The organism is Baia soyae, from assembly GCF_004341445.1.
GTDB classification, from domain to species: Bacteria; Bacillota; Bacilli; order Thermoactinomycetales; family Thermoactinomycetaceae; genus Baia; species Baia soyae.
In genome coordinates this window covers 1-16,739 of record NZ_SLXV01000055.1, presented here as the reverse complement: position 1 = coordinate 16,739, position 16,739 = coordinate 1, and the positions used below count along the sequence as shown (strand labels likewise).

General features: G+C 43.4%; 13 protein-coding genes, 1 rRNA gene and 2 pseudogenes. All 16 read left to right on the top strand.

The window, feature by feature from the left end:
• A pseudogene (locus EDD57_RS15020) lies at positions 1 to 897 on the top strand (collagen-like protein); the annotation flags it as partial.
• 328 nt (positions 898 to 1,225) lie between these two features.
• Positions 1,226 to 1,438, top strand: coding sequence for a hypothetical protein (locus EDD57_RS13215; RefSeq protein WP_131849888.1), 213 nt, complete (start codon positions 1,226 to 1,228; stop codon positions 1,436 to 1,438).
• Positions 1,439 to 1,441: 3 nt separating this feature from the next.
• Positions 1,442 to 1,555, top strand: a pseudogene (locus EDD57_RS15220) (HNH endonuclease); the annotation flags it as partial.
• Positions 1,556 to 1,795: 240 nt separating this feature from the next.
• Positions 1,796 to 3,745 carry an AMP-binding protein gene (locus EDD57_RS13205; RefSeq protein ID WP_131849887.1) on the top strand — a complete coding sequence of 650 codons (1,950 nt, stop codon included), beginning with the start codon at positions 1,796 to 1,798 and terminating at the stop codon, positions 3,743 to 3,745.
• A gap of 315 nt (positions 3,746 to 4,060) precedes the next feature.
• Positions 4,061 to 4,813, top strand: a complete 753-nt coding sequence (locus tag EDD57_RS13200; protein ID WP_131849886.1) for a sigma-70 family RNA polymerase sigma factor — start codon at positions 4,061 to 4,063, stop codon at positions 4,811 to 4,813.
• The gene (locus tag EDD57_RS13195) at positions 4,813 to 5,838 is read left to right on the top strand and encodes an anti-sigma factor domain-containing protein (protein WP_165873828.1); all 1,026 of its coding nucleotides are present in this window, start codon (positions 4,813 to 4,815) and stop codon (positions 5,836 to 5,838) included. Before EDD57_RS13200 ends, EDD57_RS13195 begins: the two co-directional genes overlap by 1 nt.
• Positions 5,839 to 5,993: 155 nt before the next feature.
• Positions 5,994 to 6,767 (top strand): enoyl-CoA hydratase-related protein, encoded by a 774-nt coding sequence (locus EDD57_RS13190; protein ID WP_131849884.1) that lies wholly within the window; start codon positions 5,994 to 5,996, stop codon positions 6,765 to 6,767.
• Between the two features lie 20 nt (positions 6,768 to 6,787).
• The gene (locus EDD57_RS13185; protein WP_131849883.1) at positions 6,788 to 7,576 is read left to right on the top strand and encodes an enoyl-CoA hydratase/isomerase family protein; all 789 of its coding nucleotides are present in this window, start codon (positions 6,788 to 6,790) and stop codon (positions 7,574 to 7,576) included.
• Positions 7,577 to 7,674: 98 nt separating this feature from the next.
• Positions 7,675 to 8,781 carry a Leu/Phe/Val dehydrogenase gene (locus tag EDD57_RS13180; RefSeq protein ID WP_243649558.1) on the top strand — a complete coding sequence of 369 codons (1,107 nt, stop codon included), beginning with the start codon at positions 7,675 to 7,677 and terminating at the stop codon, positions 8,779 to 8,781.
• A 28-nt stretch (positions 8,782 to 8,809) separates the two neighbouring features.
• Positions 8,810 to 9,868, top strand: coding sequence for a pyruvate dehydrogenase (acetyl-transferring) E1 component subunit alpha (gene pdhA / locus EDD57_RS13175; RefSeq protein WP_243649557.1), 1,059 nt, complete (start codon positions 8,810 to 8,812; stop codon positions 9,866 to 9,868).
• Positions 9,856 to 10,842, top strand: coding sequence for an alpha-ketoacid dehydrogenase subunit beta (locus EDD57_RS13170; RefSeq protein WP_207896838.1), 987 nt, complete (start codon positions 9,856 to 9,858; stop codon positions 10,840 to 10,842). Before pdhA ends, EDD57_RS13170 begins: the two co-directional genes overlap by 13 nt.
• Before the next feature lie 2 nt (positions 10,843 to 10,844).
• A complete protein-coding gene (locus tag EDD57_RS13165; protein WP_131849880.1) occupies positions 10,845 to 12,122 on the top strand; it encodes a dihydrolipoamide acetyltransferase family protein in 1,278 nt (425 codons plus the stop codon).
• Between the two features lie 219 nt (positions 12,123 to 12,341).
• Positions 12,342 to 13,586 carry an MFS transporter gene (locus EDD57_RS13160; protein ID WP_165873827.1) on the top strand — a complete coding sequence of 415 codons (1,245 nt, stop codon included), beginning with the start codon at positions 12,342 to 12,344 and terminating at the stop codon, positions 13,584 to 13,586.
• A 123-nt stretch (positions 13,587 to 13,709) separates the two neighbouring features.
• Positions 13,710 to 15,053: a cytochrome ubiquinol oxidase subunit I gene (locus tag EDD57_RS13155; RefSeq protein WP_131849878.1), complete on the top strand. Its 1,344-nt coding sequence runs from the start codon at positions 13,710 to 13,712 to the stop codon at positions 15,051 to 15,053.
• Between the two features lie 25 nt (positions 15,054 to 15,078).
• Positions 15,079 to 16,104, top strand: coding sequence for a cytochrome d ubiquinol oxidase subunit II (locus tag EDD57_RS13150; protein WP_131849877.1), 1,026 nt, complete (start codon positions 15,079 to 15,081; stop codon positions 16,102 to 16,104).
• A gap of 242 nt (positions 16,105 to 16,346) precedes the next feature.
• Positions 16,347 to 16,739: ribosomal RNA gene (locus EDD57_RS13145) — 23S ribosomal RNA — on the top strand; the annotation flags it as partial.

Sequence of the window (16,739 nt, the reverse complement as noted above, 5' to 3'; positions counted from 1 at the left end):
CCAACGGGGGATATCGGACCTCAGGGACCAAGTGGACCAACGGGGGATATCGGACCTCAGGGACCAAGTGGACCAACGGGGGATATCGGACCTCCGGGACCAAGTGGACCAACGGGGGATATCGGACCTCAGGGACCAAGTGGACCAACGGGGGATATCGGACCTCAGGGACCAAGTGGACCAACGGGGGATATCGGACCTCAGGGACCAAGTGGACCAACGGGGGATATCGGACCTCAAGGACCAACGGGACCAAGTGGGCCTACGGGGGATATCGGACCTCAGGGACCAACGGGACCAAGTGGGCCTACGGGGGATATCGGACCTCAGGGACCAACGGGACCAAGTGGACCAACGGGGGATATCGGACCTCAAGGACCAACGGGACCAAGTGGACCAACGGGGGATATCGGACCTCAGGGAGCCACCGGCCCTACTGGACCTACTGGAGTAAATAGTACGACAGTAAATGCACTAATTGCACGAACTAACACGTCACAGGTGAATGTAGCCGCAGGGAGTCCAGTTCTTTTTAATAATTTACTTGTTCCAAATGGTGGCTCAGACATTGGATTTACAGGCACCGTGGGCACGCCGTCAAGTACAATAACTTTAGCACCTGGTGTATATTGGGTGAATTATGATGTTCATATGAGGCCGACTACGCCACCGGCCAATATATCACTAGAATTGCGATTAAACGGTGTGGCAATCCTTGGTAGTAGATCTACATGGGATGGTGTTACAGGAGGTCAACTTATAAATGCTACTCCATCAATTATAGTAGTCCCAACTATCCCAAGTGCATTGACTTTAGTCGTCACTCAAGGGCCAATTGATTTTCCTATAAATCAGGCTACACTGCCCGCTTTGGTGAATATTATGAAAATATCTTAATTCTTTCTGAAGAGATATCAGGAGGGATGGCGTTTTTTGATGAATCTTTCAACTCAAGATGAACTTCACTTATTTCACAAGAATTACGAAAGCATTTGTCACCGCATGCCCTTGATACAGATAGAGAGAGAAACTAATTTACAACTAAGAGCAAAAATATACGATGGGACAAATCTGGGAATCTATTGGGAACAAAAAGCTGAAATAACGTGCTAAGATAGTAGTATGAGAAGGTGAGAAAGACACGGCTTTCGTTAGAGCAAAAGGACATATGGGTCCCATTCTACTTTTATAGGGTGGGGCTTTTCTTGTTGAGGTGGTGAAGCATATGGCACATAGAGGAAAGAAGCTAGACGATCAAACGAGAGAGGGTATCCTTGCTCACTATGCATGTACTGGAAGTACAGCCGAAACAGCCCGAATGTATCAAGTTTTGAAAAGCACGGTGCGTAGATTGGTCAAGGAGTCACCGGATGAGTTCGTACAACTTAGGAGACAAAAAAGAAAGAGGATGCAGTATAATAAGCACCCACATTTTTAGAGGAAGGAGGACTGGAGCAAGCGACTGGAGTTAATAAATCTGCAAAGTTTGTGTAATGCTTGTCATAACAAGATTCATAGAAGAAGAAATTCAACGAAGTTACAAAAGAGCTATTAGCGCTAGATAGCGATATGTGTTCCAATCCTTGATTTAGACGCTCTGGCCATGTATGCCCAACTCTACAGCGAATTTACTTATATGACAGAAATGATTAAACAAGAGGGCTATGTAGTAGGAACAAAGGCGGATTCGTTCTCCTAGTGAGAGTGAGTTCGCTTTTTATTTACTCTATTTCCTTATAGTATGAATACATATAAAATACATATTAGAGTGATCTCTAAATGAAGGAGGGTCTCTATGACTCAACCAGCATGGACTCCTAGTCAACAAACAATAGAACAAAGTAGAATGGTTCAATTCATGAAAAAATTGGGCTTTTCCGATGTAGAGGAATTTCGAAAGCAATCCATTCAGGATGTAGCATGGTTTTGGGAGAAAGTCGTTCAAGATTTAGGGATTCACTGGACAGCTCCATACCGTCAAGTTTTAGAGAAAGCAGACGGTATTGAACATGCGAAGTGGTTTGTAGATGGCAAGATGAATCTAGCATATAATGCCTTGGATCAATTTTTAGAAGACCCGATCTCACGTGATAGAGTAGCGATTATATATGAAAATGAGTCAGGGAAGCATGACGAGTGGACTTATCAACAGTTGTGGGGAGAAGTAAACAAGTGTGCCAACGGATTACAAAAACTGGGCCTACAGGCGGGTGATCGTGTCGCGATTTACCTACCGATGATTGTGGAAAATGTCGTGGCGATGCTAGCGATTGCGAAAATAGGTGCTATTTTCACTCCTTGCTTCTCAGGTTTTGGGGCCGATGCATTATCCACTCGTATCAATGACTGCCGAGCTCGATTCCTGATTACAGCAGATGGCTCTACTCGTCGTGGTAAGGTAGTGGCGATGAAAGAGGAAGCCGATCGCGCTGTGGAACAATCACCTTCCATTGAAAAAGTAATTGTTGTCTCCAATATCGGCAAGGATGTCTCTATGATGGATGGTAGAGATCTTCTCTGGTCTTCTGTGATGACAGATATGAAACCGCTTCCATGTCACCCAACTGATGCCAATGATCCGTTTATGATTATCTATACTTCGGGTACAACGGGCCGTCCAAAAGGGACTGTTCATGTACATGCAGGATTCCCGATTAAAGCAGCATTTGATGAAGGATACTGTATGGATGTACGTACCGATGATGTGATTTGCTGGGTTACCGATATGGGTTGGATGATGGGACCATGGAAAGTGTTTGGAACTCTACTAAATGGTGCGACGATCGTATTATTTGATGGAACACCTGATTACCCGAATCCAGGGCGACTTTGGGAGTTAGTAGGAAAGTACCAAATTACGCATCTCGGAATTTCTCCAACGCTCATTCGCGTTTTGATGAAGCAAGGAGAGAGTTGGATAGAAGCTCATGATATAAGTAGTCTACGTGTTTTTGGATCTACCGGTGAGCCTTGGAATCCAGACCCATGGCATTGGTTATTTGAAAAAGTAGGGAAGAAACAGGTTCCGATTTTTAACTATTCGGGAGGCACCGAAATCTCAGGTGGCATCCTTGGAAATGTAATCGTAAAGCCCCAAGTTCCATGTGGGTTTAATATGGCGATTCCAGGGATGGATGTGGAGATCTATGATGAAGAGGGTCAGCCAGTTCGAGGTGAAGTAGGAGAGCTGGTAATCAAGCAACCGTGGGTGGGAATGACACAAGGTTTTTGGCAGGATGACCTACGGTATCTGGAGGCTTATTGGAGTCGTTGGCCGAAGACATGGGTGCATGGTGATTGGGTTCAGATGGATGAATCCGGGATGTACTATATTACAGGTCGCTCGGATGACACGATTAAAATTGCCGGGAAAAGGCTAGGGCCTGCCGAGATGGAATCCGTTTTAGTTGCATATCCGGGGGTGGTCGAAGCGGTTACCATAGGTGTTCCGGATGCGGATAAAGGAGAAGTGGCGGTTTGCTTCGTGGTAGTAAAAGCCGCTCCAGATCATTCGTCTACAGAATTTTCCTTGGAAATAGGCAACTTTGTTGGGGAACGGATGGGAAAAGCATTACGTCCAAAGGTGGTTCACTTGATTCAAGAGCTTCCGAAGACTCGAAATGGGAAAATCCTGCGTCGTGTAGTGAAAGCGGCTTATACGGGGAAGGCGCTAGGGGATATATCCTCGCTAGAAAACCCTCAATCGGTTGATGAGATACACAAGTTGTCGATGGTGTTTGATTAATGTGCAAATAATGGAAAAAGAAAGAGACTATTAGTAATTCTACTAGTCTCTTTCTTTTTTATTGTCTACTATTAGGGGAAAAAAGAAGTTAGTTTTGGTAATATAAAAATGGGTAGTAGTATAATTATATTTTCATATTATTAATTCTATCAACTAAGGGTTTACATAGTTTACGCTTTGAATAATAATACTTATATTAATCTGACAATTAAACAAAGTATCTTGTAGTATAAAATTCATATTTTCGTCAACTAAAATGTGACTCAAATAAGACCTTACTTACGTATTAATATATAGAGAGGTGTCGGTTATCGAATGTTCCGGGTGTTTAAAGAGAACGTTATCAACCAGCCCGATTTTGAAAAGAGAGTAGAAGAAATCCAATCTACCGACTCTCCCATGCAACGAGATCAATTATTACGTGAATTAGAACCTCATGTGGCGCGAATGGCTTCACGAGTTTGCCAAAGAGTAATCACTAAACACGATGATGAATATATGATTGCTTACTCTGCTATGGATGAGGCAATTGAGCGATTTCAAACCATAGAAGAGGGTTCGTTTCTAGCATTTGCTTTTGTAGTGATTAGAGGGCGTCTAATTGATTATTATCGTCATGAAAAGAAACATCAGAATCAAATACCGCTAGAAGTACCGGGATATGCCGATTCTGAGAGTGAAATGCTTCATCCAGAATTAAATCATCACTCAGTTGAACAGTATCAAGCAATGGGCCAGGCTGAGCAATTTCGCAACGATATTGCGTTCTTCACAAGTGCTTTAGAGGTACACGGCATCACATTGGAAGAAGTCGTGAAGAAGTGTCCGAAACATAGAGATACTCGTGAAAGTATGTTTGAAATTGCCAAGACGATTGTGTCAAAGCCTACATACCTTCAATCTTTTTACCAATTGGCCAAGCTAGATAAAGAATTAATGAACGAGTTAGGGTTTCATCGTCGAACCCTTACTAGACATCGTGTATATTTAATTGCTTTGACGATTATTTTGTCGGAAGATGTTCCGTATATGAAAAGTTACCTTGTCAATAGAAATGAGGAGCAATGATGCGCCGGGGTATCATTTTAGAAGTGAAAGAAAAGCATTGGATCGTCATGAGTCCTGACGGATCCTTTGAAAAAGTAAACAACATAGACCCACTTGCCCAGGTAGGAGAAGAAGTAGAGCTCCCTCGTGTGGTAGAGAGGAAACCGTCTCGACTAAAGAAAAAGTGGCTTGTTCCGATTGGTGGCGTAGCAACTGCGGCGGCTTGTGCAGCGATGTTCCTTTTCTCTTCTCTTTTTTCAGAAGAAACTCATGCGGCTGAAACGTATTTCTATGTAGATATTAATGCGGGGATGAAGATTGGTATTAATGAGGAAAATGATGTCGTTTCCATCGCAGCCATGGATAAAGGCGATGCAAGAGCTCAGAACTTGGCTACTAAGCTGAATAAGAATCTAAAAAAAGATAAACAAAGTATAAGTAGATTTACCAAGCAAATGATTCGTGAGGCGGAGCGCGAAGGATTAATTGATGCGAACGATACTATTATTCTCTCGTTATTTGACGATGATGAGTATCGGTCGGAGCAAGAAGAGATACAGAAGGAATTTATCGCCCAAACCAATTTCCATCAAGTCACACTAGCTGCGATTACTCTCCCAGCAGAAGCGAGGGGTCAGGTAAAGTCTAAAAATTTGACACCTAGTAAATATGCTGTATGGGAATTAGCCAAAAAAGAGGGACAGCCGATTCCGATTAAGGAATTAAAAAGTAAGCCGATTTCGGAAGTTGTTCAAGAGAACAAGTCGATCGAGAATATACTAGCAGACAAGAAGCAAATTGAATTGAAGCAATTCAAGTCAGTCGTTCCTCAGACAGAAGGAAGCGATTTACTCAAGAAACAGTCTGACGACAAATCGAACCATGAATTAGTCCCATCTCCATCAAGTCCGGCACAAGAGAATGGAGAAAGTTCCAAAGAACGGAAGCAGGAACCTAGTAAGCCAGCAGATCCAGCATCCGTGCCGTCCGCGTCAAAAACGGATAGTAAAACAAATGAACAAAACAAAGAAAAGGAGCCCAAGTAGGCTTCTTTTCCTTTTCCAAGTACTTAAAAGCATAACCGTGTTAATATAATTACCTGACACTAGCAAGCATATTTGATAAAATAATGATGTCTGAATACATCTATTTTTTGTGATAATGTTTATCAACATTATGATAATAAGAGGGGCGATCCAAGCTGGAGAACCGTTGGTTAATCACAGAAATAAATGATGGAGTCTGTAGAGTTCAGATCAATCGACCTGAAGCGTTAAACGCACTTAATACGGAATTGATTCGTGCGATTGCAGATACGCTGGAGACATGTGATCGAAACGAAGAGACTCGTTGTATGATTCTGACAGGAATCGATCAGGCATTTGCGGCCGGTGCTGATATCAATGAGATGAAATCTCTTTCTCCAAGTGATTTCCTTCATTCCCATTTTTTTAAAGATTGGGAACGAATCCGGCGCATCAAAAAGCCTATCGTTGCTCAAGTAAGCGGATTTGTCTTGGGTGGTGGGTGTGAACTGGCGATGATTTGCGATTGCATTATTGCTTCAGAGACAGCGGTGTTTGGTCAACCAGAGATTCGTCTCGGTGTCATGCCAGGTGCAGGCGGCACACAACGTCTCACTCGGGCGTTGGGTAAATCAAAGGCAATGGAAATGATCTTAACCGGTCGAACCATTACAGCCCAAGAGGCAGCATCTACGGGATTAATTAGCAGAGTGGTCCTGGCGGATGAGCTTGAAGGTGAGGTTAGATCATTAGCAAGGTCCATAGCCGCCCATGCTCCGCTTGCTGTTCAGCTAGCTAAGCAATCCGTTTTAAATGCGGCAGAAGTTGGCTTTGCTGAAGGTTTATTGCTCGAGCAAAATAGCTTTTATCTCTTATTTTCAACGAATGACCAAGATGAAGGATTCGAAGCTTTTTTAGAAAAACGGAAGCCCCAATTTCACGGAAACTAACACGCTAGGAGGAATATGACATGACTTTTTCAACATTGTTATATCAATTAGAGGACGGTGTAGCTACGATTACCTTAAACCGTCCGGAACTATTTAACGCCCTGAACACAGAGTTGTTAGGAGAGTTAACAGAAGCATTTCGTGTGGCAAATGAAGATTCAGAAGTACGTGTAGTGGTCTTAACGGGTTCTGGAAAAGCATTCTGCTCTGGCCAAGATTTGAGAGAAGCAAGTCAGTTGTTGACATCACAGCCAAAGCTTGAGGTAGAAGTTCGGCAGCGCTACAACCCTCTCATTCAGCAGATGTATGCGATGGATAAACCGACGATTGCCGCGGTAAATGGTGTTGCTGCAGGAGCTGGATGCAGTTTAGCTCTGGCGTGTGATATGCGCCTTGTTGCTTCCCAAACGAAATTTACACTTGCCTTTGTACGAATTGGATTAGTTCCAGATAGTGGAGCGTCCTTTTTCTTACCGCGTTTAGTGGGAGTGGGCCGGGCTCTAGAGCTTCTGACTACAGGTAGAGATGTTTCTGCTACAGAAGCAGTGGAAATCGGGATGGCGAATAAATTGGTTCCAGCTTCCGAATTGGAAAATGAAACATTGCAGTTGGCGAAACAACTTGCCAAAGGACCTACCAGAGCCATTGCCATGACTAGAAAAATGGCGTATCAATCCATGGAGTCTTCATTGGATGAAATGTTAGAGCAAGAAGCAGTCAATCAAGGTGAGTCTGGACGTACCAGAGACTTCCTTGAGGGAGTACGTTCATTTGCAGAGAAGCGTTTGCCAGATTTCAAAGGGAAGTAACTCATCGAAACGCTTTTCAAGCAAGTCCTAAACCGCCCATCATCGTATGGGCAGAATCTATTTTTTCTGAGTATTAAAACAGAAGAGGTGAAGGACTGGTGGAGGAGAATCGAAATGAGTATGTGATGAAGGATATATTTGCTTGTATGGAGGAAGGGGGTCATGAGCAAGTAACTTTTTTTCGCCATGAAAAATCGGGATTACGTGCGATTGTAGCGATTCATGATTCTACTTTAGGACCTGCTCTAGGTGGTTGCCGAATGATTCCCTACGCTTCTACTCAAGAGGCTCTGGATGATGTATTACAACTATCACAGGGGATGACTCATAAATGCGCCATTGCCGATGTGGATTTCGGTGGTGGGAAAATGGTGATCTTACCTGATTCTTCTTCTACTGAAAAGTCACCCGAGCTTTTTCGAGCAGTAGGGCGATTTGTAGGGAGTTTACAAGGGCGATTTTTTACGGGAACTGATATGGGAACTTCTCCTGAAGACTTTATCCATGCGGCAAAGGAATCAAAGTATATTGTAGGCCTACCCGAATATTACGGTGGGAGTGGAGATACATCTATTTCCACTGCGATGGGTGTACTCCAAGGCATGCGTGCCACAGCCCAGTATATGTATGGATCTGAATCATTAGAGGGAAAAGTGGTCGCCATTCAAGGAATCGGAAAAGTGGGTGCGAGACTTGCGGGCCTTTTATTGGCTGAAGGTGCTGAGTTAATCATCGCCGATGTACATCTCCCATCTTGTTTAATCATTCAACGGATGTCTCCCGAATCAGTTGAGATTACAACGACCCATAAAATTTTGGAGACTCCTTGTGACTTCTTGGTTCCTTGTGCTAGAGGCGGGATTGTGAATACTTCCAACATACATCAATTTCGTTGTAAGGCGATTATTGGTTCGGCGAACAATCAGTTGGAAAATGATCAATGTGCGGATTTATTAGCCGAAAGAGAAATCTTATATGCCCCAGACTATTTGGTAAATGCGGGTGGTTTGATCCAAGTAGCGATGGAGATCTTGCAGAAAACAAAAGAATGCGCCGAAGAAAAGGCTCGCTTTATCTACGATATGCTTCTTCAGGTATACAAACGAGCCGAACAACATCAGATCTCAACTTGTCAGGCTGCCAATGAAATTGTAGAGGAACGGCTAGAAAAAATAGCTGATATTCGCAGAATTTATCTTGGATAGTCATAGACTAAGTGGGGAGGAGATAACGTTGATTCAGTGGGTAACGCCAGAAGGTAAGTTGACCAAACAAGGCTTGAAGCATTGGTCAAAATTCTCAAATGACGAGAAACGAGAATGGCTTCGTTGGATGATACTCGCTCGCCAATTCGATCGTCGCGCGATTTTGTTACAACGACAGGGAAGAATCGGGACATATGCTCCCTTGGAAGGGCAAGAAGCGGCCCAGATTGGAAGTTCGATGGCACTTCATCCAGAAGATTGGGTCTTTCCTAGTTATCGAGAGCATGGAGTTGCACTAAAAGTAGGGATGCCGATTTCACAGGTATTTCTCTATTGGATGGGCAGAGTAGAAGGTTGCAAGCCACCGGAAGGAGTACGGTTGATGCCTCCAACGGTGCCTATTGCTACCCAGATCCCGCAAGCAGTAGGCGCGGCTTGGGCGAGTAAATTAAGGAAAGAAACGTTTGTCTCCGTTGCCTATTTTGGAGATGGAGCTACATCCGAAGGAGACTTTCATGAAGGATTAAACTTTGCCGGTGTGTTTAAATTGCCCGTTATCTTCTTTTGTCAAAATAACGGATATGCGATTAGTGTTCCTTTTAACCGTCAGTCTGCTAGCGAAACGATTGCGGAGCGGGCAAAGGCATATCAAATTCCAGGCGTTCTCGTAGATGGAAACGATGTATTCGCAGTACGTGGCGTAATGGAAGAAGCGATTGCACGGGCCCGTAAAGGGGATGGTCCCACGCTCATCGAAGCCGTTACGTATCGAAAAGGTTCACATACGACGGCCGATGATGCGACTAGATATCGTCCTTCTGATGAGGTAAAGGAATGGATTGAAGAGAGAGACCCCGTTGAAAGATGGCGAGCGTGTCTCTTGCATGAAGGATTAATTAGCTTAGAAGAAGTCGAAAGTTGGACTCATCACTGTGACGAGCAGGTTGATCTAGGAATAAAAGAAGCCGAATCCTCCACTCCTGCACTAGCCACTCATTTATTTGAATACGTTTATCACGAGGTATCTCGAAAATTAATGCGGCAGAAAACAGAATGCGAAACGAGGGAGATACCATGGCTGAACTAACGATGGTACAAGCGATTTGCGATGCGTTGCAAGTTGCGCTTGAGGAGATGCCAGAGGTACTTCTCTTAGGAGAGGATATTGGGAAAAACGGCGGTGTGTTTCGCGCCACGGATGGATTGTGGGAACAATTTGGTGATGAGAGAGTCATCGATACCCCTCTCGCAGAAGCGGGAATCATCGGTAGCTCAATCGGCTTGGCGGTAAATGGATTTAAACCCGTTGCAGAGGTCCAGTTTCTTACGTTTATCTATCCCGCTTTCGAACAAATTATCTCGCATATTGCCAGGCTTCATACCCGAACGCAAGGAGCATTTCCCAATTCGATTGTGATTCGTGCTCCGTACGGTGGCGGGATTCGTGCACCTGAATTACATTCCGACTCCACTGAGACCTTCTTTGTCCATACCCCAGGATTAAAAGTAGTCGTACCCTCTACCCCAAGTGATGCCAAAGGTCTTTTGTTAGCAGCTATTAAACAACCAGACCCCGTTATTTTTCTAGAACCAATGAAGTTATACCGCGCTTTTAAAGAAGAGGTTCCTACTGGTTGGTATGAGATCCCCTTAGGTTCAGCTCGATTGGTGCAAACAGGAACAGATGTAACGATCATAGCGTGGGGAGCCATGGTTCCAGTTGCCATGCAGGGAGCAAGTGAATGTGAAAAAAGCGGCATCTCCTGTGAGGTAATTGACCTTCGTACGTTAGATCCCGTAGATGAAGAGACCATCATCCAATCGGTTACCAAAACAGGTCGTGTTGTCATTGTTCAAGAAGCACCTCGTACACTCGGACTTGGTTCTGAATTGATGGCGATGATTCAAGAGCAGGCTTTTTACTCTTTGGAAGCACCGATGGTCCGAGTCACTAGCTATGATGTGCCTGTGCCGATGTATGCCCTAGAAGATGACTTTCGGCCAACGGCTGAGAAAGTTGCCCAAGCAGTGTACAAAGTGGTCCAAGAGGGAGGGAGATAAATTTGATTCCATTCCGATTGCCAGATATCGGCGAGGGTGTAACCGAGGCTGAGATTGTAAAGTGGCTTGTCCGAGAAGGGGAAATCGTCACACAGGATCAACCGGTAATAGAAGTACAAACCGATAAGGCAGTAGTCGAGCTACCATCCCCTCAAGCAGGGCGTATCTGTCAGCTATATGGTCACGTAAATGAGACGGTGAAAGTGGGAGAAGCTTTATTCTATATTGATTCCGCTACACATCAGGACCAAGCCGATGACACCAAATCCATATGCGAAGTGGGTAACCAGCAAACCGTAACGATTCCCCATCACAAATCTACACAGTCCCAATCTCAACCCCAGACTCAAAAAGTGCTAGCCTCACCCGCATTAAGAAAACGAGCCAGACAACTAGGTATTGATTTAGCACTCCTAAAAGGCTCTGGTCCAAGGGGCAGGGTTTTACAAAGTGATCTAGAGAAACAACAAAATATCGTATCTTCCCCCATTTGTGCTACTCAAGCAGAAGAATCCCACGATCATCCTATCTCAAGCTCCCATTCACCTCATTCCTCTAGCCCATCAATCAATACATCAGAAATAGAAACCATTCAAATACCACTTACACCCATTCGAAAAGTCATTTCCAGGCGACTCCTTTTATCCACCACCACAAAGCCGCATGCTACTCACTTTGATCAATTAGATGTCTCAGGACTGGTTCGATGGAGGGCTCAATCAACTCAATTAAATGGCTCTAAGATTTCATATACAGCGATTTTGCTAAAAATGATTTCTTGTGTTTTGAAACAATACCCGTTATGGAACTCTCATTTTGATGAAGAGGAACAAATCATTCATCAACATTCATCCATTCATATCGGAGTTGCAACCGATACGCCACAAGGATTATTGGTCCCTGTCATGAAGGAGATTGGACAAAAAAATATAACTGACATCTCAAGAGAATTACAAGACCTCACTACTTTGGCACGTTCGGGTAGGTTGGGACCCCATCAAATGACGGGAAGTACCTTTACCATAAGCAATGCAGGCGCGCTAGGAGGAGAGTGGGCCACACCGATTATCCAATCACCCGAAATTGGGATTTTAGCGATTCACCCCATTCGGCAAATCCCCATCGTAAATGAATTAAGTGAATTGGCTGTGGGTTGGAGGATGAACGTATCGCTTAGCTTTGATCATCGGATTGTAGATGGAGCGGATGCGATTCGTTTTACAGAAGCATTACAGATCTTCACCCAAGAGCCCAGCAAAATGCTTTCTATATTATCTTAACTAAGTGAAGTAGGAGGGAGAGTGTGCCCTTCTATTTTTATTTGGTACATTTTTCGCATTTTACCCCTGGTGTATAGATTTATGCTGTTGAAAGATAATTGATTTTTAAAAAATATTATGCAATAATAAATAAAAAATAATTTTTTAATATATCATATAAAAATATACTTAATCATGATAAATAATTTTCTACAAAATAAAGGGATTGAGAAAAAAATTATGAGAACCCAGCTTTCATTAGAGGCTAAAAAAATATTATTTTCTGTCTTCCTAACGAATATTGGTAACGGCACACATACCATTGCGATGAGTTTGCTAATGTACAGAAATACGGGTTCCGTCGTAGCCTTTGGTTTTGTCATTATATTCGAACATTTCGTCTCTTTCTTACTGCAATTCATAGCAGGGTCGATGGTGGATCGTGGAAATCCAAAATGGATCTGTGTGATCTGTGATGTAGGGAGAGGAATCATCATTATCGCCATTTCGCTTGCGATGAGTTTGACGGATCAATGGTTCTACTATGTAATCGCTCTTACATTGGTAATCAACATATGTAAACCATTTTATCAATCAGCCACATTTAGTATCATACCTAACTTGTGCAAAGGCGAGATGTTGCAAAAGTTTAACGCCATGGTAGGCACTAGCTCTCAGCTAGGGACGATTATTGGAACCGTTTCAGCCGCACCACTCATTGCATTTATGGATACCAGCTTCGTCATTTTAATCAACGGTGTTACCTACATCTTAGCTGGACTAGCTATTGCATGGGCACTCATTCCTAAAATTGAGACAAAAGAGTCCATCGTAGCGGATGTTTGGATCGGAAATTTGTGGAGTGATTGGAAAGAAGTTTTCTATTTACTCAAACGTGAGACATCGCTTTGGCTTCACTCACTTATATCAGCAACTGACTTTCTCGTTATCATGTTTTTTAATTTGACACTTGTACCCATGGTGACTAAGAAATTTCAAGAGAACTATTTTTGGTTGTCTGCCTTTGAGTTTAGCTTTGCTGCTGGAGCAGTTGTTACTTCGCTTTTTACGACTCGGATTATTCGACGAGTGGGAGCGACACGACTATCCTTTATTGGGATTACGATGCAAGGCGTACTACTCGTTCTATACGCGTTCTTCGATCACTGGCTGGCGATTATGTTGATTAGCTTCTGGTTAGCCTCTTGGAATGTGCTATCGATTGTCGTGATGCTTAGCACGTTACAACAACGCTGTGTCGGACCTATTCGAGGGCGAATATCGTCACTCCGTCAATTGTCTGTATTATTTTTAACCAGTATTTTGGTTCCTTTGGTCAGTTATGGCACCGATCATTCCCTTTCAACGGGATACTTCTTAGCGGGTAGCTTGTGTTTACTAATTGGAATGGTTGTCTGGATTTTAAGACATCCCAAACTGTTTGGCGAGAGCTTACTTCATAAAAAAATAAAATCGGACCCATGACAGCAAAAAAGCCAACCACATTCAATTGGAGTGTAGTTGGCTTTTTTGCTGTAATTTGCATATCAAAACGATCTATATCGCATAATATCTGCAAATTGGAATGATTAGATGAGGTTGGTAGTTATGGATACAGTTACATTAGCCCGTGCATTTTTTGGAACTTCTCTTGCCTTTCATATTATTTTTGCCACACTCGGCATTGGCTTATCGTTTATGGTTTTCCTAGCTGAAGTGCTACATCTATGGAAAAAAGATAACGATTACTTTATCATGGCGAAGCGATGGACAAAGGCGATTGCCATTTTATTGGGTGTTGCCATCCCTAGCGGTACCATTGTAGGGGTGCAACTTTCCCTACTATGGCCTGGATTTATGAAGATAGTAGGTCAAGTTATTGCGGTTCCGTTTAAAATTGAGATCTTTGCCTTCTTTTTAGAGGCACTTGCGTTATCCATTTATGTTTATGCCGCGGATCGGTTGCGACCGGTGACAAGAATCTTTTCTGTATTTTTGGTTGCGGTTGGTGCGACTGCTTCCGCTATTTTGATTACATCAGCGAATACATGGATGAATACACCCGCTGGATTTCAAATGAAGCCAGATGGAACGATTACCAACGTAGATCCATGGAAGGCGTTTTTCAATCCTACTTTTTGGAGTACTTCATACCATGTAGTGGTTACTGCCTTGATGACAGGAGGATTTGCGATTGTATCCATTGCGGCTTATAAGTGGTTGAAGCAGAGAGAGGATATAAAGGAGTCTACTATTCACCGAAAGGCGTTGGTTCTTTCACTCGTGGTTGCCTTGTTCTTTTCTTTTCTAACTGCTTTAAGTGGACATACATCTGCTCAAAAACTTCATGTCTATAACCCAGCCAAACTAGCCGCGGCGGAAGGATTATTTGAGACGCAAAAATACGCACCCCTTGCAGTTGGGGGATATGTAGATCCTGCAACCCATAAAGTGAAGTTTGGAGTGGAGGTCCCGTTTCTATTAAGCTGGTTGGCGGCGGGGCGCTTTGATACCGAAGTGAAGGGGTTATATGACTTTCCGCAAGATACATGGCCACCATTTTATACCCATTTATTATTCAATGTCATGGTTGGGCTAGGCACATTATTACTTATGATTGCGGCAATCGGGTTGTATATGTACTGGAGGAGGATGATACGCAGAGGAGATTCCTATCCTAGATGGATGTTATGGGTGCTCGCTCTCACAGGCCCTTTGTCTATGCTATCGATTGAGTTTGGATGGATTTTCAGTTGTAGTGGAAGGCAACCTTGGACGATTTATGGGATTCAACGAACCAGTGAAGCAGCAACAACAGCACCACATCTAGGATTCTTATTCTTTATGTTCGGGGCTGTGTACTTGTTCTTAGCAGTTCTCGTCGTGATTGTAATGAAATCCTATTTTCGTAGAAATCCAATTCAAAAGGATATTGAGCGATATATATCATAGATGAGAATGAAGGAGGAGTAAGTACATGATTGAGCCGAAAATTGCTATTTTAGTAATTTGGATCTTAGTTTTTATCTATAGTATTGCAGGTTCGATTGACTTTGGAGCTAGCTTTTGGGCGATGATCTATACCAAACAAGATACACAGGCGAGTGAAATTGCGAATCGCTTTCTTTCCCCTACCTGGGAGATCAACAATACAATCTTGGTATTGCTGGTTGTTGCAGTTGTCGGATTCTTCCCGGAAGCGGCTTTTACGTTTGGAACGGTCTTGCTTGTCCCAGTAAGTTTAATCCTGTTACTCATTTTGCTCCGAAGCTCCTTTATGGTATTTGCCTATTCAGTACAAGGCTATAACCGAACCTTGCGTACCGTATCCGGTTTAACAGGAGTATTAGTACCAGCTCTATTAATTAGTGCACTTCCTGTGACCGAAGGCGGCTTTGTTCATGTGGGTCCCCGAGGACCTGAACTGGATTTCGGGATCTTTTTCACGAGCCCATCTGTCTATATGTACATGTTATTTGGACTTACATCTGAGTTATTTTTGTCCTCTTTGTTTTTGGCAGACTACTCAAAAGAAAGCAAAGATCAAGGGGCTTATAAAGTTTATCGGCGGAATGCAATCTTATTTGGTCCCATCACGTTAGTAGTGGCAGTCGTTACACTATTATCTTTTAGGCCAGAAGCAAGCTGGTTACTTAGTAACATCAGTCGTTATCAGAAATGGTTTGTCCTTTCGATTATCATGTTCGTTATCGGTTATTCCGCGTTATGGTGGAGTGACCGTGGGAGAAAGGCAGAGGGAAAGCCGAGGATCGCTGTTATCTTTGTGATTCTTCAATATGGGATTGCTACTTTTGCATATGGTGCGTCACACCTTCCGTATATTGTGTACCCATATCTCACGGTCGGGGATGCTTTCACAAATATTAATACATTCTATTCCCTGTTAAATGTGCTCGGCTTGGGATTAGCAATCTTACTTCCTGGATTCATTGTTTTCTGGGCTTTGTTCTTAAAGGACAAGAGATATCTACAACGGAAATAGGGGATTTGCTTGCTTTTTAAATTCCGAGTTCATTTTTTAAAAATAGTTGTTGACGATTTGTTTTGGGCATGATACATTATTACATGTCGCCGCGAGATGCGGTGCACAAACAACGAAATGATGCACCTTGAAAATTAGATACAGAAATGAAGAAAGATAGAAGACATCATTAAACACATGAGTCTTCCGTCATGTTGCATTCACCGAAAATGTGATTACCGAGAAATAAACAAACCTTTGTAGGTTAAGCTACTAAGGGCACACGGAGGATGCCTTGGCGCCAAGAGCCGATGAAGGACGGGACGAACACCGATATGCTTCGGGGAGCTGTAAGTGAGCTTTGATCCGGAGATTTCCGAATGGGGCAACCCACCTGCTTGAAGAGCAGGTATCGCTAGCTGAATACATAGGCTAGTGGAAGGCATACCGGGGGAACTGAAACATCTAAGTACCCCGAGGAAGAGAAAGAAAACTCGATTCCCTGAGTAGCGGCGAGCGAAACGGGATTAGCCCAAACCGAAGGACTTGTGCCTTCGGGGTTGTAGGACGTCTCACACGGAGTTACAAAGGATGGGAATAGGAGAACTGGTTCTGGAAAGACCGGCCATAGCAGGTAACAGCCCTGTATCCGAAAT